The sequence below is a fragment of the Rhodococcus sp. AQ5-07 genome, assembly GCF_009707305.1.
In the GTDB taxonomy this organism is placed as follows: Bacteria; Actinomycetota; Actinomycetes; order Mycobacteriales; family Mycobacteriaceae; genus Rhodococcus_F; species Rhodococcus_F erythropolis.
In genome coordinates this window covers 3362539-3380477 of record NZ_CP046099.1, presented here as the reverse complement: position 1 = coordinate 3380477, position 17939 = coordinate 3362539, and the positions used below count along the sequence as shown (strand labels likewise).

Annotated in this window: 18 protein-coding genes; 11 read left to right on the top strand and 7 right to left on the bottom strand. The window is 61.6% G+C overall.

The window, feature by feature from the left end; all coding sequences use genetic code 11:
• Window positions 1–34: 34 nt before the first annotated feature.
• The 3 genes from GJB56_RS15530 to GJB56_RS15520 all read left to right on the top strand — a co-directional run bounded on the left by GJB56_RS15530 (window position 35) and on the right by GJB56_RS15520 (window position 3103).
• The gene (locus GJB56_RS15530; protein WP_020908787.1) at window positions 35–982 is read left to right on the top strand and encodes an aldose 1-epimerase family protein; all 948 of its coding nucleotides are present in this window, start codon (window positions 35–37) and stop codon (window positions 980–982) included.
• 358 nt (window positions 983–1340) lie between these two features.
• Window positions 1341–2639, top strand: coding sequence for a citrate synthase (locus tag GJB56_RS15525; RefSeq protein ID WP_003940509.1), 1299 nt, complete (start codon window positions 1341–1343; stop codon window positions 2637–2639).
• A gap of 101 nt (window positions 2640–2740) precedes the next feature.
• Window positions 2741–3103 carry an FKBP-type peptidyl-prolyl cis-trans isomerase gene (locus GJB56_RS15520; protein ID WP_019744913.1) on the top strand — a complete coding sequence of 121 codons (363 nt, stop codon included), beginning with the start codon at window positions 2741–2743 and terminating at the stop codon, window positions 3101–3103.
• A gap of 92 nt (window positions 3104–3195) precedes the next feature.
• Here GJB56_RS15520 and GJB56_RS15515 read toward each other — a convergent pair whose 3' ends face one another.
• Together GJB56_RS15515 and GJB56_RS15510 are read right to left on the bottom strand one after the other, a co-directional pair.
• A complete protein-coding gene (locus tag GJB56_RS15515) occupies window positions 3196–3957 on the bottom strand; it encodes an ABC transporter permease (protein WP_019744912.1) in 762 nt (253 codons plus the stop codon).
• Window positions 3954–4907 carry an ATP-binding cassette domain-containing protein gene (locus GJB56_RS15510; protein ID WP_020970481.1) on the bottom strand — a complete coding sequence of 318 codons (954 nt, stop codon included), beginning with the start codon at window positions 4905–4907 and terminating at the stop codon, window positions 3954–3956. Before GJB56_RS15510 ends, GJB56_RS15515 begins: the two co-directional genes overlap by 4 nt.
• Before the next feature lie 93 nt (window positions 4908–5000).
• Between GJB56_RS15510 and GJB56_RS15505 the strand changes: the two genes are divergently transcribed.
• Window positions 5001–5804: a TetR/AcrR family transcriptional regulator gene (locus GJB56_RS15505; RefSeq protein ID WP_019744910.1), complete on the top strand. Its 804-nt coding sequence runs from the start codon at window positions 5001–5003 to the stop codon at window positions 5802–5804.
• On the opposite strand, the gene GJB56_RS15500 is transcribed toward GJB56_RS15505, so the two are convergent.
• A complete protein-coding gene (locus GJB56_RS15500) occupies window positions 5739–6722 on the bottom strand; it encodes a sugar-binding transcriptional regulator (RefSeq protein WP_113683285.1) in 984 nt (327 codons plus the stop codon). The genes GJB56_RS15505 and GJB56_RS15500 overlap by 66 nt on opposite strands.
• 239 nt (window positions 6723–6961) lie before the next feature.
• On the opposite strand from GJB56_RS15500, the gene GJB56_RS15495 reads away from it, so the two are divergent.
• From GJB56_RS15495 to GJB56_RS15485, 3 genes are all read left to right on the top strand, one after another.
• Window positions 6962–7792, top strand: coding sequence for an MIP/aquaporin family protein (locus GJB56_RS15495; RefSeq protein WP_019744909.1), 831 nt, complete (start codon window positions 6962–6964; stop codon window positions 7790–7792).
• A 65-nt stretch (window positions 7793–7857) separates the two neighbouring features.
• Window positions 7858–9366, top strand: a complete 1509-nt coding sequence (gene glpK / locus GJB56_RS15490) for a glycerol kinase GlpK (protein ID WP_113683284.1) — start codon at window positions 7858–7860, stop codon at window positions 9364–9366.
• Window positions 9367–9414: 48 nt separating this feature from the next.
• Window positions 9415–11130, top strand: a complete 1716-nt coding sequence (locus tag GJB56_RS15485) for a glycerol-3-phosphate dehydrogenase/oxidase (RefSeq protein ID WP_113683283.1) — start codon at window positions 9415–9417, stop codon at window positions 11128–11130.
• Window positions 11131–11194: 64 nt separating this feature from the next.
• Here the strand turns inward: GJB56_RS15485 and GJB56_RS15480 are convergent, their stop codons facing one another.
• The 4 genes from GJB56_RS15480 to GJB56_RS15465 are packed head-to-tail and all read right to left on the bottom strand — an operon-like array spanning window position 11195 to window position 14371.
• Window positions 11195–12472, bottom strand: a complete 1278-nt coding sequence (locus GJB56_RS15480) for a sensor histidine kinase (RefSeq protein ID WP_020970479.1) — start codon at window positions 12470–12472, stop codon at window positions 11195–11197.
• Complete coding sequence (locus tag GJB56_RS15475; protein ID WP_020908777.1) at window positions 12469–13146, bottom strand: response regulator transcription factor; 678 nt, start codon at window positions 13144–13146, stop codon at window positions 12469–12471. The genes GJB56_RS15480 and GJB56_RS15475 overlap by 4 nt, the downstream gene beginning before the upstream one ends.
• 12 nt (window positions 13147–13158) lie before the next feature.
• The gene (locus tag GJB56_RS15470; protein WP_113683282.1) at window positions 13159–13722 is read right to left on the bottom strand and encodes a hypothetical protein; all 564 of its coding nucleotides are present in this window, start codon (window positions 13720–13722) and stop codon (window positions 13159–13161) included.
• Window positions 13715–14371, bottom strand: a complete 657-nt coding sequence (locus GJB56_RS15465; RefSeq protein WP_230090985.1) for a hypothetical protein — start codon at window positions 14369–14371, stop codon at window positions 13715–13717. The genes GJB56_RS15470 and GJB56_RS15465 overlap by 8 nt, the downstream gene beginning before the upstream one ends.
• A gap of 256 nt (window positions 14372–14627) precedes the next feature.
• On the opposite strand from GJB56_RS15465, the gene GJB56_RS15460 reads away from it, so the two are divergent.
• The 4 genes from GJB56_RS15460 (at window position 14628) to GJB56_RS15445 (ending at window position 17939) form a co-directional block, all read left to right on the top strand.
• Window positions 14628–15194 (top strand): hypothetical protein, encoded by a 567-nt coding sequence (locus tag GJB56_RS15460; protein WP_019744902.1) that lies wholly within the window; start codon window positions 14628–14630, stop codon window positions 15192–15194.
• A 63-nt stretch (window positions 15195–15257) separates the two neighbouring features.
• Window positions 15258–15719 (top strand): RNA polymerase sigma factor SigD, encoded by a 462-nt coding sequence (locus tag GJB56_RS15455; protein ID WP_020970474.1) that lies wholly within the window; start codon window positions 15258–15260, stop codon window positions 15717–15719.
• 236 nt (window positions 15720–15955) lie between these two features.
• Window positions 15956–16879 carry a thiamine pyrophosphate-dependent dehydrogenase E1 component subunit alpha gene (locus tag GJB56_RS15450; RefSeq protein ID WP_044479496.1) on the top strand — a complete coding sequence of 308 codons (924 nt, stop codon included), beginning with the start codon at window positions 15956–15958 and terminating at the stop codon, window positions 16877–16879.
• A gap of 10 nt (window positions 16880–16889) precedes the next feature.
• A complete protein-coding gene (locus GJB56_RS15445) occupies window positions 16890–17939 on the top strand; it encodes an alpha-ketoacid dehydrogenase subunit beta (RefSeq protein WP_070385568.1) in 1050 nt (349 codons plus the stop codon).

Below are 17939 nucleotides of genomic sequence, written 5' to 3'. Positions count from 1 at the left end.
GTTAACCGGTCGTTCGTGGTGGAAACTGGTACGTATGACTGCGCCGCACAGCACGGGTAGGGGAGGGTTCGAGATCCGTGGTGGCGGCTATCGAGCCGAGATCGCCGCGGCCGGTGCCGGGTTGCGGCTTCTCGACCACGAAGGACCGAACGGTCAGCGCGCGCTGACCGAGACCTGGGCGCTCGGATCGAAGCCACCGCTGTCGGCCGGATTGGTTCTCGCGCCGTGGCCCAACCGAATTCGCGACGGGCACTTCATGTTCGACGGCATCGAGCATCAACTCGAGATCACCGAACCTGCGCTGGGGAACGCGAGCCACGGGTTCGTCCGTCGTCGCAATTGGAGCCTCGTGGACCACACCTACGAGCGCGTCGAACTGTCGGTGGACGTCGGACTGCACAAGGGTTGGCCGTATCCGTTGCAGCTGACGATCGCCTATGAGGTCGGTGCCGACGGGTTGACCGTCACGCATACGGCCACGAACAAGGGTGCGACCTCGTCTCCGTTCGGGCTCGGAATGCACACCTTCATTCGCGCCGGCGACTTTCCGCTCGACGAATGTGCGCTGCATCTGGCCGCAGGCACGCGGTTGCCGATCGATCCGGCGAGGATGCTGCCGAACGCGTATTCGCAGGCAGTCGCCGGTACGGATTACGACTTCCGGACACCGAGACTGCTCGACGGGGTTCAGTTGGACACGCCGTACAGCGCATTGGACGTCGTCGACGGCAGTGGTCGGACGCAACACGAGCTGCTGGCTCCGGATGGAACGGGCACTGCCCTGTGGACCAACCGCGAGTTCCCGTGGATTCAGGCCTTCATCGCAGATCCCGCCAACGACAAGGGGTATCCCGATCGCGGCCGCGCATTGGCTTTGGAACCGATGACCTGCCCGCCTGACGCCTTCAATTCGGGCATCGACCTCCTGGTGCTTCACCCGGGGCAGACGTGGACGGGTAGCTGGGGCATCAAGGCTCTGTGATCCGGCTCTCATACCGCGGGATCGTGTAACGCCGAGTAGGCATCAGCCGATAACGATCGGTTTTCGGTACCTCGTGTCAGTGCTCCGGACGGTCCGACATTTGTCCCATTCTCGGATTGCTGCCGAGATTTGCAGATCAATGTGGGTAAATGCGCGATTCCGTAGACTGGAGTACCGGTCATGCGAGTGGGAAAACCCAGCCTGGAACGTGTTTCAGTTTCGGTGGGTATGTCGGGTTCGTGAGTACCCGAAAAATAGCCGTGGAGCGACCCTCCTTCGGCACGATCTCTCCCGTGCGACTAGTTTCTAGTTGATCGCATGTAGTTACTCGTTGGTTCGAGCTTGAGAGGGATCCTTCGTGCCCGCTGACAATGACACAAAGCCCACGCTTACTTACCCCGGTGGTGAGTACACGATGTCCATTGCCAGGGCAACAGAGGGCAATGACGGCATCGAGCTGGGAAAGCTGCTGGCCACAACGGGGTACACCACCCTTGACCCCGGTTTTGTGAACACTGCATCCACCAGTTCTGCAATCACCTACATCGACGGTGAGAAGGGAATCCTGCGTTACCGCGGATATCCCATCGAGCAGTTGGCAGGTAAGTCGACGTTCATCGAGGTCAGCTACCTGCTGATCTACGGCGAACTGCCGACCGACGCCCAGCTCGAGTCCTTCACGGACCGCATTCGTCGACACACCCTGCTTCACGAGGACCTCAAGCGGTTCTTCGACGGATTCCCGCGCAACGCTCACCCGATGCCGGTTCTCTCTTCCGCAGTGAACGCACTGTCGGCGTACTACCAGGATTCGCTCGATCCCGAGGATCCGGAGCAGGTGGAACTGTCCACCATCCGTCTTCTTGCGAAGCTGCCGACCATCGCTGCGTACGCGTACAAGAAGTCCGTCGGACAGCCGTTCCTGTACCCGGACAACTCGTTGAACCTGGTCGAGAACTTCATGCGTATGACATTCGGCTTCCCGGCCGAGCCGTACCAGGGTGATCCCGAGGTCGCCAAGGCACTCGACATGCTGCTGATCCTGCACGCGGACCACGAGCAGAACTGCTCCACGTCGACCGTGCGCATGGTCGGCTCGTCGGACGCCAACCTGTTCACCTCCGTCTCTGCCGGCATCAACGCACTGTGGGGCCCGCTGCACGGCGGCGCGAACCAGGCAGTGCTCGAGATGCTCGACGAGATCAAGGCCAGCGGCAGCACCGCAGCCGAGTTCGTCCGCAAGGTCAAGAACAAGGAAGACGGCGTGAAGCTCATGGGCTTCGGGCACCGCGTCTACCGCAACTACGATCCGCGCGCTGCGCTGGTCCGCGAAACCGCGCACACCATCCTCGCCAAGCTCGGCGGCGACGACGAACTGCTCAACATCGCAATGCAACTCGAAGAGGCCGCCCTCACGGACGACTACTTCATCGAGCGCAAGCTCTACCCGAACGTCGACTTCTACACCGGCCTCATCTACCGCGCGATGGGCTTCCCGCCGCGCATGTTCACGGTGCTGTTCGCCATGGGCCGTCTGCCCGGCTGGATTGCGCACTGGCGTGAAATGCACGAGGATCCGGCTACGAAGATCGGCCGCCCGCGCCAGATCTACACCGGCTACACCGAGCGTGACTACAGAGACATCACGTCCCGCTGACGCGTGACCTAGCGACATCACGTCCCGCTGACGCGTGACCTAGCGATATCACCACCCGCTAGTCTTCTGTACCCAACATTTCGCCTCAACGAGGAGGACCCATGAGTAGCAAGCCCGTAATCGAGTTCCAGGAAGGCCCCGCGCCGACCGATCTGGTCATCAAGGATCTGGTTGTCGGAGAAGGCGCCGAAGCCGTTCCCGGTGGCACCGTCGACGTTCACTACGTCGGTGTCGAGTTCGAGTCCGGTGAAGAGTTCGACTCTTCCTGGAGCCGTGGCGAGTCCATTCAGTTCCCGCTTCGTGGCCTGATCAAGGGTTGGCAGGACGGCATCCCGGGCATGAAGGTCGGCGGACGTCGCCAGCTCACCATTCCGCCGGAGCTGGCATACGGCCCCGCCGGTGCAGGGCACCAGCTTTCCGGCAAGACCTTGGTCTTCGTGATCGATCTGCTGGAAGCCAAGTAATTCACTGTGCGCCCTTATTAACCCCCCGCGGTTAATAAAGGCGCACAGCGCAAGCAGCCCCGCACCGTCAGGTGTGGGGCTTTCTTGTGTGGTCAGCTCGCGGTCTTTCGTCGGTAGAGCCAGTTCGACCACACGAATCCCGCGGCGGCGATGCCCAGACACCACGCGAGGGCGATGGCCGCGCTGTTCCCGATCGGCGTGCCCATCAGGAGTCCGCGCACCGTCTCGATGATCGGGGTTACCGGTTGGTGCCGGGCAAATCCCTGCAGCCAGGACGGCATGGTCTCAGCCGGTACGAAAGCAGTGCTGACGTAGGGCAGGAACATGATGGCGAAGGTGAATCCGCTTGCAGCCTCCGGGTTCTTGGCCAAGAGCCCCAAAGCTGTCGAGAGGTACGACATGGCAAAGACGAAGGCGACGATCACAGCGGCGACGCCGAGCCAGCGCAACGGATCGCTGGTCGGGCGAAATCCCATGATCAGCGCAACGACGACCACGATCGCCGTAGTCAGGACGTTGCGGACGACGCTGGCCAGTACATGACCGGTCAGGACCGACGACGGAGAGATCGCCAAGGTCCGAAAACGGTCGATGATCCCGTCCTTCATGTCGCTCGAGACGCTGACCGCGGTGGTCGAGGCGCCGAATCCGGCGCACAGAAGGATGATTCCTGGCACGACGTAGTCGATGTACTCGCTACCGGTGTTGATGGCGCCGCCGAAGACGTAGACGAACAGCAGCATGAGCATGACCGGAAGGGCTATCGCGGTGATCATCGAATCCGGACTGCGCAGAACGTGTTTGAGATTCCGGCGGAGCATCACCGCGGAATCGATTGCAATGGTGGAGGTCATCGAACGCTCGCAATCTCGGGTTGGCCTGATCCGGTGAGCGCGAAGAACACGTCGTCCAGATCCGGAGTGTGAACGGAGAACTTCTCGACGGTGATCGACGGATCGTCGATCGAGTCGAGGATGGCTTTGATCGAAGGAACCGCCCCGTCGGAAGGGATGTGCAGGGTCAAGGTCTCGGCATTCGAATGCGCCTGCGGCAGTGATGCCGCGGCGAGTTCGAGTTGAGCCAGGTTCTCGAATTGCAGAGCGACATGGCCGCCGGGAACAAGGCGTTTGAGTTCGTCCGGTGTTCCCTCGGCGACGAGGCGACCGCCGCTCAGCACGCCGACTGTATCGGCCAATTCGTCTGCCTCGTCGAGGTATTGGGTGGTGAGGAAGATGGTGACGCCTGACGCTGTGAGTCCTCGAACGATCGACCACATTTCGTGGCGGCTCCGCGGGTCCAGGCCGGTGGTGGGTTCGTCGAGAAAGACGACGTCCGGTCGGGCGACGAGGCTCATTGCGATGTCGAGTCGTCTGAGCATGCCGCCCGAGTAGTCGCCGGCGCGTTTGTCGCCGAAGTCCGTCAAATCGAACTGGTCGAGCAATTCCTCGGCACGGCGACGGGAGTTCTTCCGGCCCAGGTGATTCAGTTCGCCCAGTAGGATCAGGTTCTCGAATCCGGTCAGCAAGGTGTCGACGGCCGCGTACTGCCCGGTCACGCTGATGCGCCGCCGAACGTTCTGTGGATCTCCGGGCAGTGAATGCCCCGCGACCGTGACCTCGCCTCCGTCGAAGGGGATGAGGGTGGTGAGAATTCTTACGGCCGTGGTCTTTCCGGCGCCGTTCGCGCCGAGGAGTGCGTACACCGATCCGGCCGGGACCGACAGGTCGAGTCCACCCAGTACCTGTTGATCGCCGTAGCGCTTACGGAGTCCGCGGACCGAGATTGCGGGGATCGTTCCTGACATCGAGACCTCCAAGTAAGAACTGTGTATGTCACAAACTCGTGTTTATAGCGTACACAGTTCTAGGATGATGGCAAGAGTGAAGAGTGGGAGCTTATGGATCGCGGAGCGCTACCGAGAGCAGTTGAACTGGCCTGGGGATTGGACCAGCCGGGAACGCGGGGTCCCAAGAAGGGGCTCAGTCTCGAGCAAATTCTCGACACCGCGATCGAGTTGGCCGACGCGGAAGGTGTCACGGCTCTGTCGATGGGCCGCGTGGCCAAAGCGCTCGGGTTCACGACCATGTCGCTCTACCGCTACGTGGCAAGCAAAGACGAACTGATCGAACTGATTTCGGATCGGGTGATCGGGCCACCGCCGGTGATTCCCGACGGCGTGACCTGGCGCGTCAAGCTCGAGGCGTGGGCGAATCAGGAGTATGCCACGATGCTGAGTCGACCGTGGTGGCTCAAGCTGCCCATCACGGCTCCGCCGACCGGGCCCAACAACATGGCGTGGCTCGACGCGGGTCTGAGCGCCCTCGACGGTGTCGCCCTGAGTGCCGCGTCGAAGTTCCAGGTGGTGACCAACGTGTCGTTGTTCGTCATCGGCCGCGCCCGATTCTCGGCTGACCTGGCTACTCGTTCAGCGCAGTCGGAAGATGACGACGTCGCATACGGTGCTCTCATTGCTCGTGTCATCAATCGGGAGGAATTCCCCCACCTGAGTGCCGCAATCGAGGAGGGTGGCTTCGAGGACGGCAGCCCGGAGGGTGAGGCCGCCGGCGACGATGCCTTCGATTTCAGTTTCTCGCTTGGCTTACTGCTCGACGGAATCGAGAAGCTGGTGCAGCGGTCAGGACACCAACGCGGTGGCACTGACGTCGTCGATGATCAGGTCGGTGATCAGCCCGCCCCGTAGTGCGCCCTCCAGCGCGGGCAGTTTTGCTTTTCCGGCGACGATGCACACGCGCCTGGCGACCTTCTCGAAAAGGTCCAGTCGTGGGCCGCTCGCGCGCTCGTTGAGTTCGATTCCGCGGTAGCTCCCGTCTGACCGGAAGAATACGGTTGCGATGTCGCCGACTACTCCGTCGCGTCGAAGTGCTTCTGCTTCATCGGGTTCGAGGTATCCGGCGGTGTAGACGTGACTCGGGACGTTGCCGCCCGGTACGCCGATGCTGAAGACTGCCAGGTCCATTCGCTTTTGCATGTCCAGTACGCGTTTGATACTTCGTTCGCGCCACAACTGCTCCCGGGTCTCCGGGTAGTCGAAGAATGCGGGGACCGGAAATCCTTGGGGGAGAGCGCCGTAGGCGTCGGCGATGGTTCTGATGATGTCGCTGGCGTACGAGATTCCGGTGGTGCGAGTGTTCGCTGCGCCGTTGAGTTGCACGACGTACGAGTTGTACGTGCGTTTGGGGGCAAGGTGCTTGCTGACTTCACTGAGAGTGGTTCCCCAGGCGATCCCCATCACCATATCGCTGTCGAAGAACGACGCGAGCAGGCGTCCGGCAAAGGTTGCGACCTTCTCGAGTCGCTCGAGATCGCCCACCAGTTCCGGCACCGTCACCACGTGGGCGCGCACTCCGTACCGTTCCGAGAACTCGCGTTCGATGCGAGGAGCCTGGCCGTGCGGGGTGCTGATCTTGATCTCGACGAGGCCTGAGGTGCGCGCGTAGGTGATCAATCGGGAGACGGTGGATCGGGACACCCCCATGTCGCGGCCGATGGCAGCCATGGTCTGGTCCTGGAAGTAATAGAGGCGTGCGGCCTGAACGGCGTCGGCGATGCGAGGGTCCGCCGGATCGGAGGTAGCGGAGTCGGAAGTGGGAGTTTCCATGGGTTCGTCCTGTCTGCACGTACGTGCAAGAGCACTGAACCGAATCTTATCCGAGTAGAACCAGGTTGAGCCGCTCGATCACGCAAAGTCCCAGAAGTGTGTCTGTTACCCGCGTTACGGTGCGCAAATGACGCATTTGCACATATGTGCACGAGCTATGCGTGAATGTGCAATGGGCTTTACGCTACGGGTGCAGCAATCCAAACTATGACATGCATCACAACGAAGTGAGGGTGGGGATGGAGAAAGCCAAGCGATTGGGGCTTCCAGGCGAGTTGGCAGCCGAGTTCGCCGGAACGATGATCTTGATCTTGTTCGGCGTCGGAGTTGTGGCGCAGGTTGTGTCCGGCGGGAGCGGTGGGGGTCTCGGCGGACACGACAGTATTGCGTGGGCCTGGGGACTCGGCGTCATGTTCGGCATCTATGTCGCAGGCCGGGTGACGGGTGCTCATCTGAACCCCGCAGTGACCTTCGCCTTCGCGATCTTCCGGGGATTCTCCTGGCGCAAGGTGCTGCCGTACACCCTGGCGCAGACCGCTGGAGCCTTTGTCGCCGCGTTGATCGTCCGGTGGAATTACAATGACATGCTCAATGCGATCGATCCCGGACACACAACCGCCACCCAGACGATCTTCTCGACGATGCCCGGAAACGGAACGCTTCCGGTCAGTCTCGGCTCGGCTCTGATCGATCAGATCATCGGCACCGCCATCCTGTTGTTCCTCATCGTTGCGGTCACCGATTCTCGTGGAACTCCGCCGCTCGCGAATCTCGCGCCGTTTGTCGTCGGATTGATCGTGGTGGGAATCGGATTCGCCTGGGCGACCAACGCGGGGTACGCCATCAACCCGGCGCGCGACTTCGGGCCACGACTGGCGTCCTTCATCACCGGCTACGGCAGCGCCTGGCGAGATCAGTACGGGAGCTTGTATTTCTGGGTGCCCATCGTGGGACCCCTGATCGGCGCTCCGATCGGAGTGTTCCTCTACGACAAGCTGGTTGGAAGATTCCTGCCTGACGAGGAGTCGGCGGAGGAAGCGACCGAAGAGCCGGCGTCGATACCGGCGTGACCGCGAAACATTATCTCTGACAGTCAATCTCTCGTACTTTCTTTCGATACCAAAGGGGTAGCACGATGACGCAGTTCGTAGCCGCGATAGACCAGGGAACCACCTCCACACGTTGCATGATCTTCGATCACAGTGGGCACGTAGTCGCTGTCGAACAGCACGAGCACACACAGATCTTTCCGCAGGCAGGCTGGGTCGAACACGATCCGATCGAAATTTGGGACAACGTCCGCAACGTCACCGCGGGCGCTTTGGCAAACGCAGACCTGACCGCGGCCGATATCGCGTCCGTCGGCATCACCAATCAGCGTGAGACAGCGGTGGTGTGGGAACGCGCCACCGGAAAACCCGTCTACAACGCAATTGTCTGGCAGGACACACGCACCGATCGAATCTGTACTGCACTCGCCGGCGAGGACGGGCCGAAGAAGTACACCGAAGTCACCGGATTGCCTTTGGCCACGTACTTCTCGGGTCCCAAGGTCAAGTGGATTCTCGACAACGTCGAGGGTGTGCGTGAGAAGGCCGACGCAGGAGAGTTGTGCTTCGGCACGATGGACACCTGGGTGCTGTGGAACATGACCGGCGGCGTCGACGGCGGAGTGCACGCAACCGACCCCACCAATGCGTCGCGCACCCTGTTGATGGATCTCGACACTCTCGCTTGGGATTCGGCGATCTGCGCCGACATGGGCATCCCCGAATCGATGCTCCCCGAGATTCGCAGCTCGTCCGAAACTTTCGGATTCGTACGCGAACGCGGAACGTTGTCCGGCGTCCCGATCGCCGGAATCCTCGGCGATCAGCAAGCAGCGACTTTCGGTCAGGCCTGCCTCTCACCCGGAGAAGCGAAGAACACCTACGGAACCGGCAACTTCGTGCTCCTCAACACCGGCACCGAAAAGGTGATGAGCAAGAACGGTTTGTTGACTACGGTCTGTTACAAGATCGGTGAGCAGCCAACGGTTTACGCGCTGGAAGGATCGATCGCCGTGACCGGTTCGCTGGTCCAGTGGCTTCGGGACAACCTCGGCATGATCGACAACGCGGCCGACATCGAGGTCAATGCGCGCTCTGTGGACGACAACGGTGGCGCGTACTTCGTGCCTGCGTTCTCGGGTCTGTTCGCACCGCACTGGCGCGCGGATGCCCGCGGTGCCATCGTCGGTCTGACCCGGTTCGTGAACAAGGGGCACCTTGCCCGGGCGGTACTCGAAGCGACTGCGTACCAGAGCCGTGAGGTGATCGAGGCGATGAACCTCGACTCGGGCGTCGACTTGAAGGTACTCAAGGTCGACGGCGGAATGGTCGCGAACGAACTCCTCATGCAATTCCAGGCCGATCTGCTCGACGTCGAGGTGATCCGCCCTGTCGTTGCGGAGACCACGGCATTGGGCGCTGCGTACGCCGCTGGTCTCGCGGTCGGGTACTGGGAGAGCGAGGACGACATTCGCAGCAACTGGGCGAAGGACAAGAGTTGGACGCCGTCGATGGATTCGGCCGAGCGTGAGCGGCTGTACGCAGGCTGGCAGAAAGCCGTCACTCGGACACTCGACTGGGTCGACGCAGACTGATAGCGGCGCCCGAATTTCTACCTATTTTCAAGTGAAGGAACCCTTTTCATGAGCACAGCACAAGCATTGAGTCCGTCCTCGCGGGCGGAGTCGCTGAAGAAGTTGGAAGAAACCGAACTCGACGTCCTGGTCATCGGCGGTGGCGTGGTCGGCGCGGGTAGCGCGCTCGATGCCGCAACTCGTGGTCTGAAGGTGGGCTTGGTGGAGGCTCGTGACTTCGCGTCCGGAACCTCGAGCAGGTCCAGCAAGTTGTTCCACGGCGGACTGCGTTACCTGGAGCAGTTCAATTTTGCGCTCGTGTTCGAGGCACTGCGTGAGCGTTCGCTGGTTCTGAACTCGCTGTGCCCGCATCTCGCGAAGCCGGTGCCGTTCATCTACCCGCTCGAGAAGTTGATCGACCGGCCGTACGTCGGTCTGGGCATCGGCGTCTACGACGTGATGGGCGCAGGCCGCGGGGTTCCCTCACACCACAAGCATGTGGGAAAGAAGAAGACTCTCGAGTCGTTCCCTTCCGGAAAGCGCTATGCTATCAGGGGTTCGGTCAAGTTCTACGAGGGCCAGGTAGACGACGCCCGCCACACGATGATGCTGGCGCGCACAGCAGCCGAATACGGCGCACTGTGCGTGAACAGCACCCGCGTAATCGGTTTTCTCCGTGAGGAGGACCGCGTTGTCGGAGTGAAGGCAGTGGATCTGGAAACGGGTCGCGCGTTCGAGATCCGTGCTCGTCAGGTCATCAACGCCGCCGGGGTCTGGACCGACGAGATCCAGGAAATGGTCGGTGGGCGAGGGCAATTCCAGGTTCGCGCTTCGAAAGGTGTGCACCTGGTCGTCCCGCGAAACCGCATCAACTCCTCTACCGGAATCATCACGCGGACCGAGAAGAGTCTGCTGTTCGTGATCCCGTGGGGAAGCCACTGGATCATCGGTACGACGGACACCGACTGGAACCTCGACCTCGCGCATCCGGCAGCGAGCCGAAGCGATATCGACTACATCCTCGGACATGTCAACAAGCTGCTCCAGGACGAGTTGACGCACGAGGACGTTGTCGGTGTGTACGCGGGACTGCGTCCGTTGTTGTTCGGCGAATCGGACTCGACCAGCACTCTCTCGCGTGAGCACGCGGTGTCGAGTCCGGTTCGAGGGTTGACGGTGGTCGCCGGTGGCAAGTACACGACCTACCGCGTGATGGCCAAGGACGCAGTCGATTCCGCGGTACACGGACTCGAACAGAAGGTGCCGAAGTCCTGCACCGAGCGTATCCAGCTGGTGGGTGCCGACGGTTATTTTGCCGCACACAACAATCGGCATCTCACCGCTGAGCGCACCGGGCTCCACGTTTCGACCATCGAGCACCTACTCGGGCGGTACGGCACTTTGGCTGACGAGTTGTTCGAACTCATCGAGGCGAGGCCTGAACTGGGGCAGCCGTTGGACTCCGCCCCTGAGTACCTCAGGGCGGAGATTCACTACGCCGCGAGTCACGAGGGTGCGCAGCATCTCGACGACATCCTCACCCGTCGTACCCGCATCTCCATCGAGGTGACCGACCGCGGCGACGCGGCAGCCGCGGAAGTAGCCGAACTGGTTGCGCCGGTGCTGGGTTGGACTCCCGAGCACATTGCCGAGGAGATCGAACACTACCGGTTGCGTGTTGCAGCCGAGCGGGAATCGCAGGAGCAGCCCGATGACCTGACCGCTGATGCGGCGCGCCTTGGTGCACCGGACGTTCGCACCGGAGTCACTGTCGGACAGGTTTGAACCTGAGACACCACTGATCGGCCGGGGCACTGCGTCCCGGCCGATCGGCCGAACTGGCTCGGTGTCAAGCGAACTCGTCTGGCGGGCATTCGGGGAGGTCGATCGTCACCACAGCGCCGCCGTTCGGATGGTTCGAGAAGTTGATACGAGCGCCGATGACCGCCGCTTGCCCGACTACGATCGTCAAGCCGAGGCCCAGGCCCGAGTTCGGGCCGCGTTCGACGCAATCGGTCTGAAATCTCTTCGGCCCCTGACGAAGCCACTCTTCAGTGAACCCGCTGCCCCGATCCCGCACCGTGATGCGGGAGTGGTCGACGTCGACATTGATCGGCGGCTTTCCGTGATTTCGAGCATTCAAGATCAGGTTGGCGATGATCCGCTCGAGCCGACGTGCGTCGGTGTACGACACAGGCGTCCCGTGAACTCTCACTTCGCACTCCACCCCGGTGGTGGAAATCGCGTGGTGAACCACCGGTGCCAGTTCCACCGATTGGATGTCAGCGTGCTCGGACGTGGTGTCGAGGCGGGCCACTTCGATGACGTCCTCGGCAAGCCTTCTGAGTTTATGGACGCCGTCGCGCACTAATTCGGTAGGCCTACCTGGCGGCAGAAGCTCTGCGGCGCCGACCAGTCCGGAGATGGGTGTTCTGAGGTCATGCGCGATGTTGGCTGTCACGCGCTTCTCGGCGTCCAATTGTCCCCGCAGCGCATCCGACATTGCGTCGACCGCATCCGCCAGCTCGGTGATCTCGTCGTCGAAAAGCGACCAGGTGACCGAGCGGACGCGGATGTTCGCTCCGGTGGACACTTTGCGAGCCGCACGGGCGGCCGAGCGCAATCGATACGACATCGCGAGTCCAAGCAGCACACCCAGGACGGCACCCGCTGCGATCACTGCGATGGTGGCATTGCGAAGTGTCCGATCGACGCTGGCGATCGATTCCCGCTGCGCGGTGTACGGGACGCGAATCGCCACCACCTGAGTGTTGACGTCGGCAGCAGCCCAGACAAATGGCTGGTCCCCGCTGTTGACAAGGTAGGTGGCACGTTTGCCGCCCGCCACGGCCTGACGCAACTCTTCCGGAACGTCGAGACCATCTGTGGTGGCGCGGAACAGCGCACGCATGCTGCCCGTTTCGTCCTGCAGCACCAGTTGGAGATTGCGATCCGCTGCCGCCCGCGCTGCATCCTCTTGGTTGTGTGAAAAGGTTTGATGCATCACGGTACTGAGCGTGATCGAGGCGACGGCAATCACGAACGTGATCGCTGCAGCGATCTTCCACTGAAACGACAACCGCCTCCCGGTGGACGGGAGCTTGGCGGCGAGATCCCGCGATCTCACCGATGGTTGTCCATCGTGTAGCCGAACCCCCGGACGGTTCGGATCTGTTCGGAGCCGATCTTCGTGCGCAATCGCTGAATGTGAACGTCGACGATGCGCGTATCGCCGCCCCAGTCGTAATCCCAGACGTCCGAGAGCAGTTCGGAGCGAGACCAGACTTTGCGCGGCACACTTACCATGATCAGGAGCAGCTTCATTTCAGTGGGGGTGAGTGCCACTTCGGCGCCCGAACGCGTGACGGTCACCAACTCGCGATCGATCTCCAGATCGCCGAGAGTCACGATGTCTTTCTCCGTACCGGAATGGGATTCGACCCGCCGGAGCACACTTCGGATACGGGCCACCAGGACACCGCTGTCGAAGGGCTTGGTGACGTAGTCGTCGGCACCGGCTTCCAATCCGAGAACGATGTCGACCGGGTCGTCGCGCGCGGACAGCATGATGACCGGCACCGACAGTTCCTCACGAATGCGTCGGCACAGGCTGATTCCGTTCAGGTCGGGAAGCATCACGTCGAGGACGGCGATATCCGGCTTGGCGTCGACCGCCAAATCCATTCCGGTCAACCCACCCGATGCGGTGATCACCCGAAACCCGTTGCGTTCGAGATTCAATTGCGTTGCTTCGCGGATGACAGCGTCGTCTTCGACCAGCAAAATCAACGGATCGGTCATCGGCCTTCGCTTTCATGGGAACGGAACACTCTCAAACCCTTCACCGGTCCACTTGTATGCAGTCGACGATTGACAGAACTCCGGAATGCCGGGGTCTTTGCACAGGTCGACCATGACCGACAATCCTCCGGTTGAGCCGACGACGTAGCGTCCTGGGTCTTGCACTCCGAAGACTTTGTGAGCGCCCGATTCGTCGATCTGGTAGACGAATCCGGCGACCATGAAGCTGACCGGTGGGGCCGGTCGTCCCCAGATGCCGACAGACTCGCAGGTGAAGACATTGACGACGGCATCTTGCCAAACGGCGTCCGTCACGTGGGAGTACCGGATTTCGAAGGGGAAGTTCGCATCCCCGCACAGTCGGAGACTGTCCTTGGCCGCATCGGACACTTCCGGGTCTGCTCTGAGGAGGGCAACAGGATCGATGCTCAAGCCCTGTGAGAGATCCGAGGGGTCGAGTGATGCTGCGATATTCGGAGTGGGTTCTGATTCAGGCTCGGTGGAACAGGAGGCGAGAGCAAACGCGACCGGCAGGCAAAGACCGGCGAGCATCGCGCGGCGACGGCGATCAATCACGGATGAACTCCGTTCCATCCCAGTGGAACTCGGTTCGCAGCGGCGGACGCGGGCAACATTCGAACTCCGGTGGTCGCGGATCCGTTTCCAGGACAGACAAACTCGCGGCGCGCTGACCGCTGACGATGAATTTTCCGCGCTCTTCGACGGAGAACAGGCGCTCACCCAGTTCGGGATTGTCTTCACTCGAACTGGCCTTGCCGCTGCGGTAGACGTAGCCGGCGAGGTTGACCGAAATCGATACTCCGGTCCCGGGTTGGTGGGCAGGTTGGCACGGATACACATTCATGACGACCAGTTCGGTCTCCGGCACGATACGAGGTGCGCCTGGATCGAGAAGGATGGATCCGACAGAGATCGGATACCAGTCCGGGCACGATCGGAGTTCTGTCTTCACGCCCTCCGACACCCCTGGGTCGTCGAGAAGCGCACGGCCCAGCCTCGAATTCTCGGCAACCCGTCTGGCCAGGTCGGCGGGCTGTGTGACGGACAATCCGGTGGAAGCGACATCGCCTTCGATCACAACACCCTGAGTGGACCCGCATCCGGTGATCACGGACGCTCCGACGGCCGCTGTCGCGAGTGCCGTACCGAACAGCCTGCGAGTGCGGCCTGTTCGGCCCTCGCAGATCTCATTCCGATACAACACTTTCCCCTCCCCGGCCGGTGCGAACTGTCTCATCGGCATGCGCACTTTTCATAGGATCACACGTGATCTCGATATCGGCGTTTCGCCACCCACCGTTACGTAATCGTATGAATGTCGGGACCGTTGAGAGTTGGTACGCGACCGCCGGAATTCTGTTACGAAACCGATGGAATCAGGCTTTTAGAGTGAGTCACGTCGATGTTCGCCATTTGAGGTGAACGGACCCGAATTTCTGTATCGAGGAGCGTGAGAGCACATGCCTGATGTTCTGCTGACCAACAAGTCTCGGCGCCTGCGAGTGTTGCTTGCCGTACTGACGATCGGAAGCGCGTGCGCCATGACCGCGTGTTCGAGTGAAGACACCACTGCACCTGAAAACGGTTCGACGGCTACGTCAGTGGTCGCGGCGTCCGCGACCACACCCCCGCTGACCACGGTGGCACCTACGTCGGAGACAGTCGAAAATTCGAATTCGGCCGGCAGCGCGGACGAATCCACCCCGGGAGTCCCGGCGGGTGGAGCAGCACCGGCCTGGACGCCGGTCTCGGCCAGCGCAGTTGCCCCTGCGGCCCCTGGTCCGGCTACCGGGTCGACCAAGTGCACCGATCAGATCAACTATGCGGGCGATCCTCGTTCGAATGCAGAGATCAACAGCATCGGAGAGCAGATGGGTTCATGCCCGGCCCCGCTCCCATCCGGTGCCGTCGAACCCCCCGAGAAGTGCACTGACCAGATCAACTACGGCGCTGACCCTCGTTCCAACGCCGAGATCAACATCATCGGGGAACAAACCGGGATCTGCCCCGAGCCGATACGCCCCTAGCGAGCTCGAAACCTGAGCAGTAGTCGGGAATTCGACCAAGGGTGGAACCAGGGGGAGATCGGAATGACAAGCAGGGCAGGTGGACGTTCGATCGACGGTGTTGCCGACGATGCGTCCCGAGGGGATCGTGACGCGATTGCGGAACTCCTTCAACGCATCGTGCCTCTGGTGACGCGGCGCTGTCGTGCCGAATTGCGACCGGTCGACGCTGACCGTATTGCCGTCGGCATTTGCGGTTCCGTCCTGGCCGATATCCAGCGACGACGACGCGCCGGAGAAGCGTTCCTCGCGCATCTGTACGACGCGATCAGTCGCGAAATCGATTCGCTACCCGCATCCAGTCGACTCACTCTGCCGTTCGGCGATCTGTCGGCCGTCGAACGCAATGTCTTGGTAGCTCGCATCGTTGTCGGTTTCGACGTGCGTGAGACGGCGCTGTCACTGAGAACAACAACGAGCGCCGTCGAACTCGTACAACACCGCGCGCTGTCCAAGATCAGACGCGGCAGCCTCAGCGGCGCCTGAGTCAACGCTCGAAAGTCAACAGCTGCAACCCTTCGCAACTCCCGGCAACCTCACGCAACTCTTTCTCTTCGCCCGTGACCTACACGACACTGCATGGCGACGAGTGATCGAGAACGAGGAGTGTGACGGTGGTTCAACGGACGGCGCAGAAGCCGGCAACGTCAGGATCGAAAAAGACCGGGGCCAAGCCTCATTCAGGGCTGGACCGGGATGCATTGCTGAAGGCGTACGAGAAGATGTCGCGCATCCGCGCGTTCGAGGATCGATTGCACGAAGAGAATGCAACCGGTGACATCCCCGGCTTCATTCACCTCTACTCGGGCCAGGAAGCCATCGCAGTGGGAGTGTGCGAGAACCTGAGCGACGCCGACTACATCGGATCCACTCACCGCGGTCACGGGCACTGCATCGCCAAGGGCTGCGATCTGAACGGCATGATGGCCGAGATCTTCGGCAAGGACGACGGCCTGTGTCGCGGTAAGGGTGGGTCGATGCACATCGCCGACCTGTCCGTGGGAATGCTGGGTGCCAATGCGATTGTCGGCGGAGCCCCGTCGTTGGCGATCGGCGCTGCACTGAGTGGCAAGACACTTCGAAACGGCGTCATCGCAGCGTCGTTCACGGGAGACGGTGGATCCAACCAGGGAACCGTCTTCGAGGCGATGAACATGGCTGTGGTGCTGGATCTTCCGATCGTCTTCGTGATCGAGAACAACGGATTCGGTGAAGCAACAGGAACCGACTACGCGGTGGGCGCACCCGACATCGCCGCCCGCGCTGCATCCTTCGGAATGCCTGCCGTCAAGGTGGACGGCACCGACTTCTTCGCGGTCTACGACGCGATGGCGGAAGCATCCGAGCGAGCCAGGACCGGCGGTGGCCCCACCACGATCGAGGCGGCCGCATTCCGTTGGCACGGCCACTTCGAGGGTGACGCGCAGCTGTATCGCACGGCGGAACAGGTTGCGCAACTGCGGGAAACCAAGGATCCGCTCAAGAATTTCCGTAGCAGTGTGGATGCGAAGAAGGTCAGCACCGCTGATCTGGACGCGGTGGACGAGCAGTCGCGAGTGCTGGTGGACGAGGCGGTGGCGAAGGCGCGCGCCGCAGCGTACCCACCAGTCGAAAATCTGCTGACCGATGTCTACGTGTCGTACTGAGGAGCCCGAGATGACAAGCGTGGAAGCCGAGAACGTGTCGAAGAAGACCTACCGCGAGGCCGTCAAAGAGGCCATCGCTCAAGAAATGCAACGAGATCCGAGCGTCGTCCTGATCGGTGAGGACGTACGCGGTGGGCATGCCGGTACCAATCCCGATCTGGAGACGAAGAAGATCGAGGCATTCGGCGGTGTCCTGGGCGTCACCAAGGGATTGTGGACGGAGTTCGGATCGGAGCGTGTAATCGATACCCCGATCACCGAATCCGCGATCATCGGAATGGCTGCCGGAGCCGCACTGACCGGGCTGAGGCCGGTCGCCGAGCTGATGTTCATGGACTTCTTCGGAGTCTCCTACGACGCGCTCTACAACCAGGCTGCTAAGTTCCGCTACATGTTCGGTGGCAAAGCCAGAACTCCGCTGGTGGTGCGAGGCATGATCGGCGCCGGCTTCTCCGCCGCTGCGCAGCACTCTCAGTCTCCGTACAACGTGTTTGCCGCGGTGCCTGGCCTGAAAGTGGTCGCGCCGTCCAACGCCTACGACGCCAAAGGCCTTCTCATCCAGGCCATCCGGGACGACGATCCTGTTGTGTTCTGCGAGCACAAGGTGCTCTACGACCTCAAGGGCGAGGTGCCGGACGAGCCGTACGCGATTCCCTTCGGCGTCGCCAACTACACCAGGCAGGGCGACGACGTCACGATCATCGCTTTGTCCGCAATGGTGAACCGCGCCAACGACGTAGCGGACAAGCTGGCTGCCGAGGGTATTTCGGTCGAGGTCGTCGATCCTCGTACCGTCTCACCATTGGACGAGGACGGCATCCTCGAATCCGTCGCATCGACCGGACGCGTCGTGATCGTCGACGAATCCGCCGCCCGCTGCGGTTTCGGGCACGACGTGGCCGCGCTGATCGCCACCAAGGGATTCAACTACCTGAAAGCGCCGATCGAACTGATCACGCCGCCACATACTCCGGTTCCGTTCTCACCGACCCTCGAAACTGCCTGGCTGCCTGACGCTGCGCGCATCGAAGAGTCGGTTCGCAAGCTGGTGAGAGCCTGA

Bases quoted from the DNA above. Each gene is read 5' to 3' on its own strand.
- GJB56_RS15495 (WP_019744909.1), top strand. From the start codon at position 6,962: ATGGAGAAAGCCAAGCGATTGGGGCTTCCAGGCGAGTTGGCAGCCGAG.
- GJB56_RS15505 (WP_019744910.1), top strand. From the start codon at position 5,001: ATGGATCGCGGAGCGCTACCGAGAGCAGTTGAACTGGCCTGGGGATTG.
- glpK (WP_113683284.1), top strand. From the start codon at position 7,858: ATGACGCAGTTCGTAGCCGCGATAGACCAGGGAACCACCTCCACACGT.
- GJB56_RS15455 (WP_020970474.1), top strand. From the start codon at position 15,258: ATGACAAGCAGGGCAGGTGGACGTTCGATCGACGGTGTTGCCGACGAT.
- GJB56_RS15520 (WP_019744913.1), top strand. From the start codon at position 2,741: ATGAGTAGCAAGCCCGTAATCGAGTTCCAGGAAGGCCCCGCGCCGACC.
- GJB56_RS15500 (WP_113683285.1), bottom strand. From the start codon at position 6,722: ATGGAAACTCCCACTTCCGACTCCGCTACCTCCGATCCGGCGGACCCT.
- GJB56_RS15475 (WP_020908777.1), bottom strand. From the start codon at position 13,146: ATGACCGATCCGTTGATTTTGCTGGTCGAAGACGACGCTGTCATCCGC.
- GJB56_RS15515 (WP_019744912.1), bottom strand. From the start codon at position 3,957: ATGACCTCCACCATTGCAATCGATTCCGCGGTGATGCTCCGCCGGAAT.
- GJB56_RS15450 (WP_044479496.1), top strand. From the start codon at position 15,956: ATGTCGCGCATCCGCGCGTTCGAGGATCGATTGCACGAAGAGAATGCA.
- GJB56_RS15485 (WP_113683283.1), top strand. From the start codon at position 9,415: ATGAGCACAGCACAAGCATTGAGTCCGTCCTCGCGGGCGGAGTCGCTG.
- GJB56_RS15510 (WP_020970481.1), bottom strand. From the start codon at position 4,907: ATGTCAGGAACGATCCCCGCAATCTCGGTCCGCGGACTCCGTAAGCGC.
- GJB56_RS15530 (WP_020908787.1), top strand. From the start codon at position 35: ATGACTGCGCCGCACAGCACGGGTAGGGGAGGGTTCGAGATCCGTGGT.
- GJB56_RS15460 (WP_019744902.1), top strand. From the start codon at position 14,628: ATGCCTGATGTTCTGCTGACCAACAAGTCTCGGCGCCTGCGAGTGTTG.
- GJB56_RS15445 (WP_070385568.1), top strand. From the start codon at position 16,890: ATGACAAGCGTGGAAGCCGAGAACGTGTCGAAGAAGACCTACCGCGAG.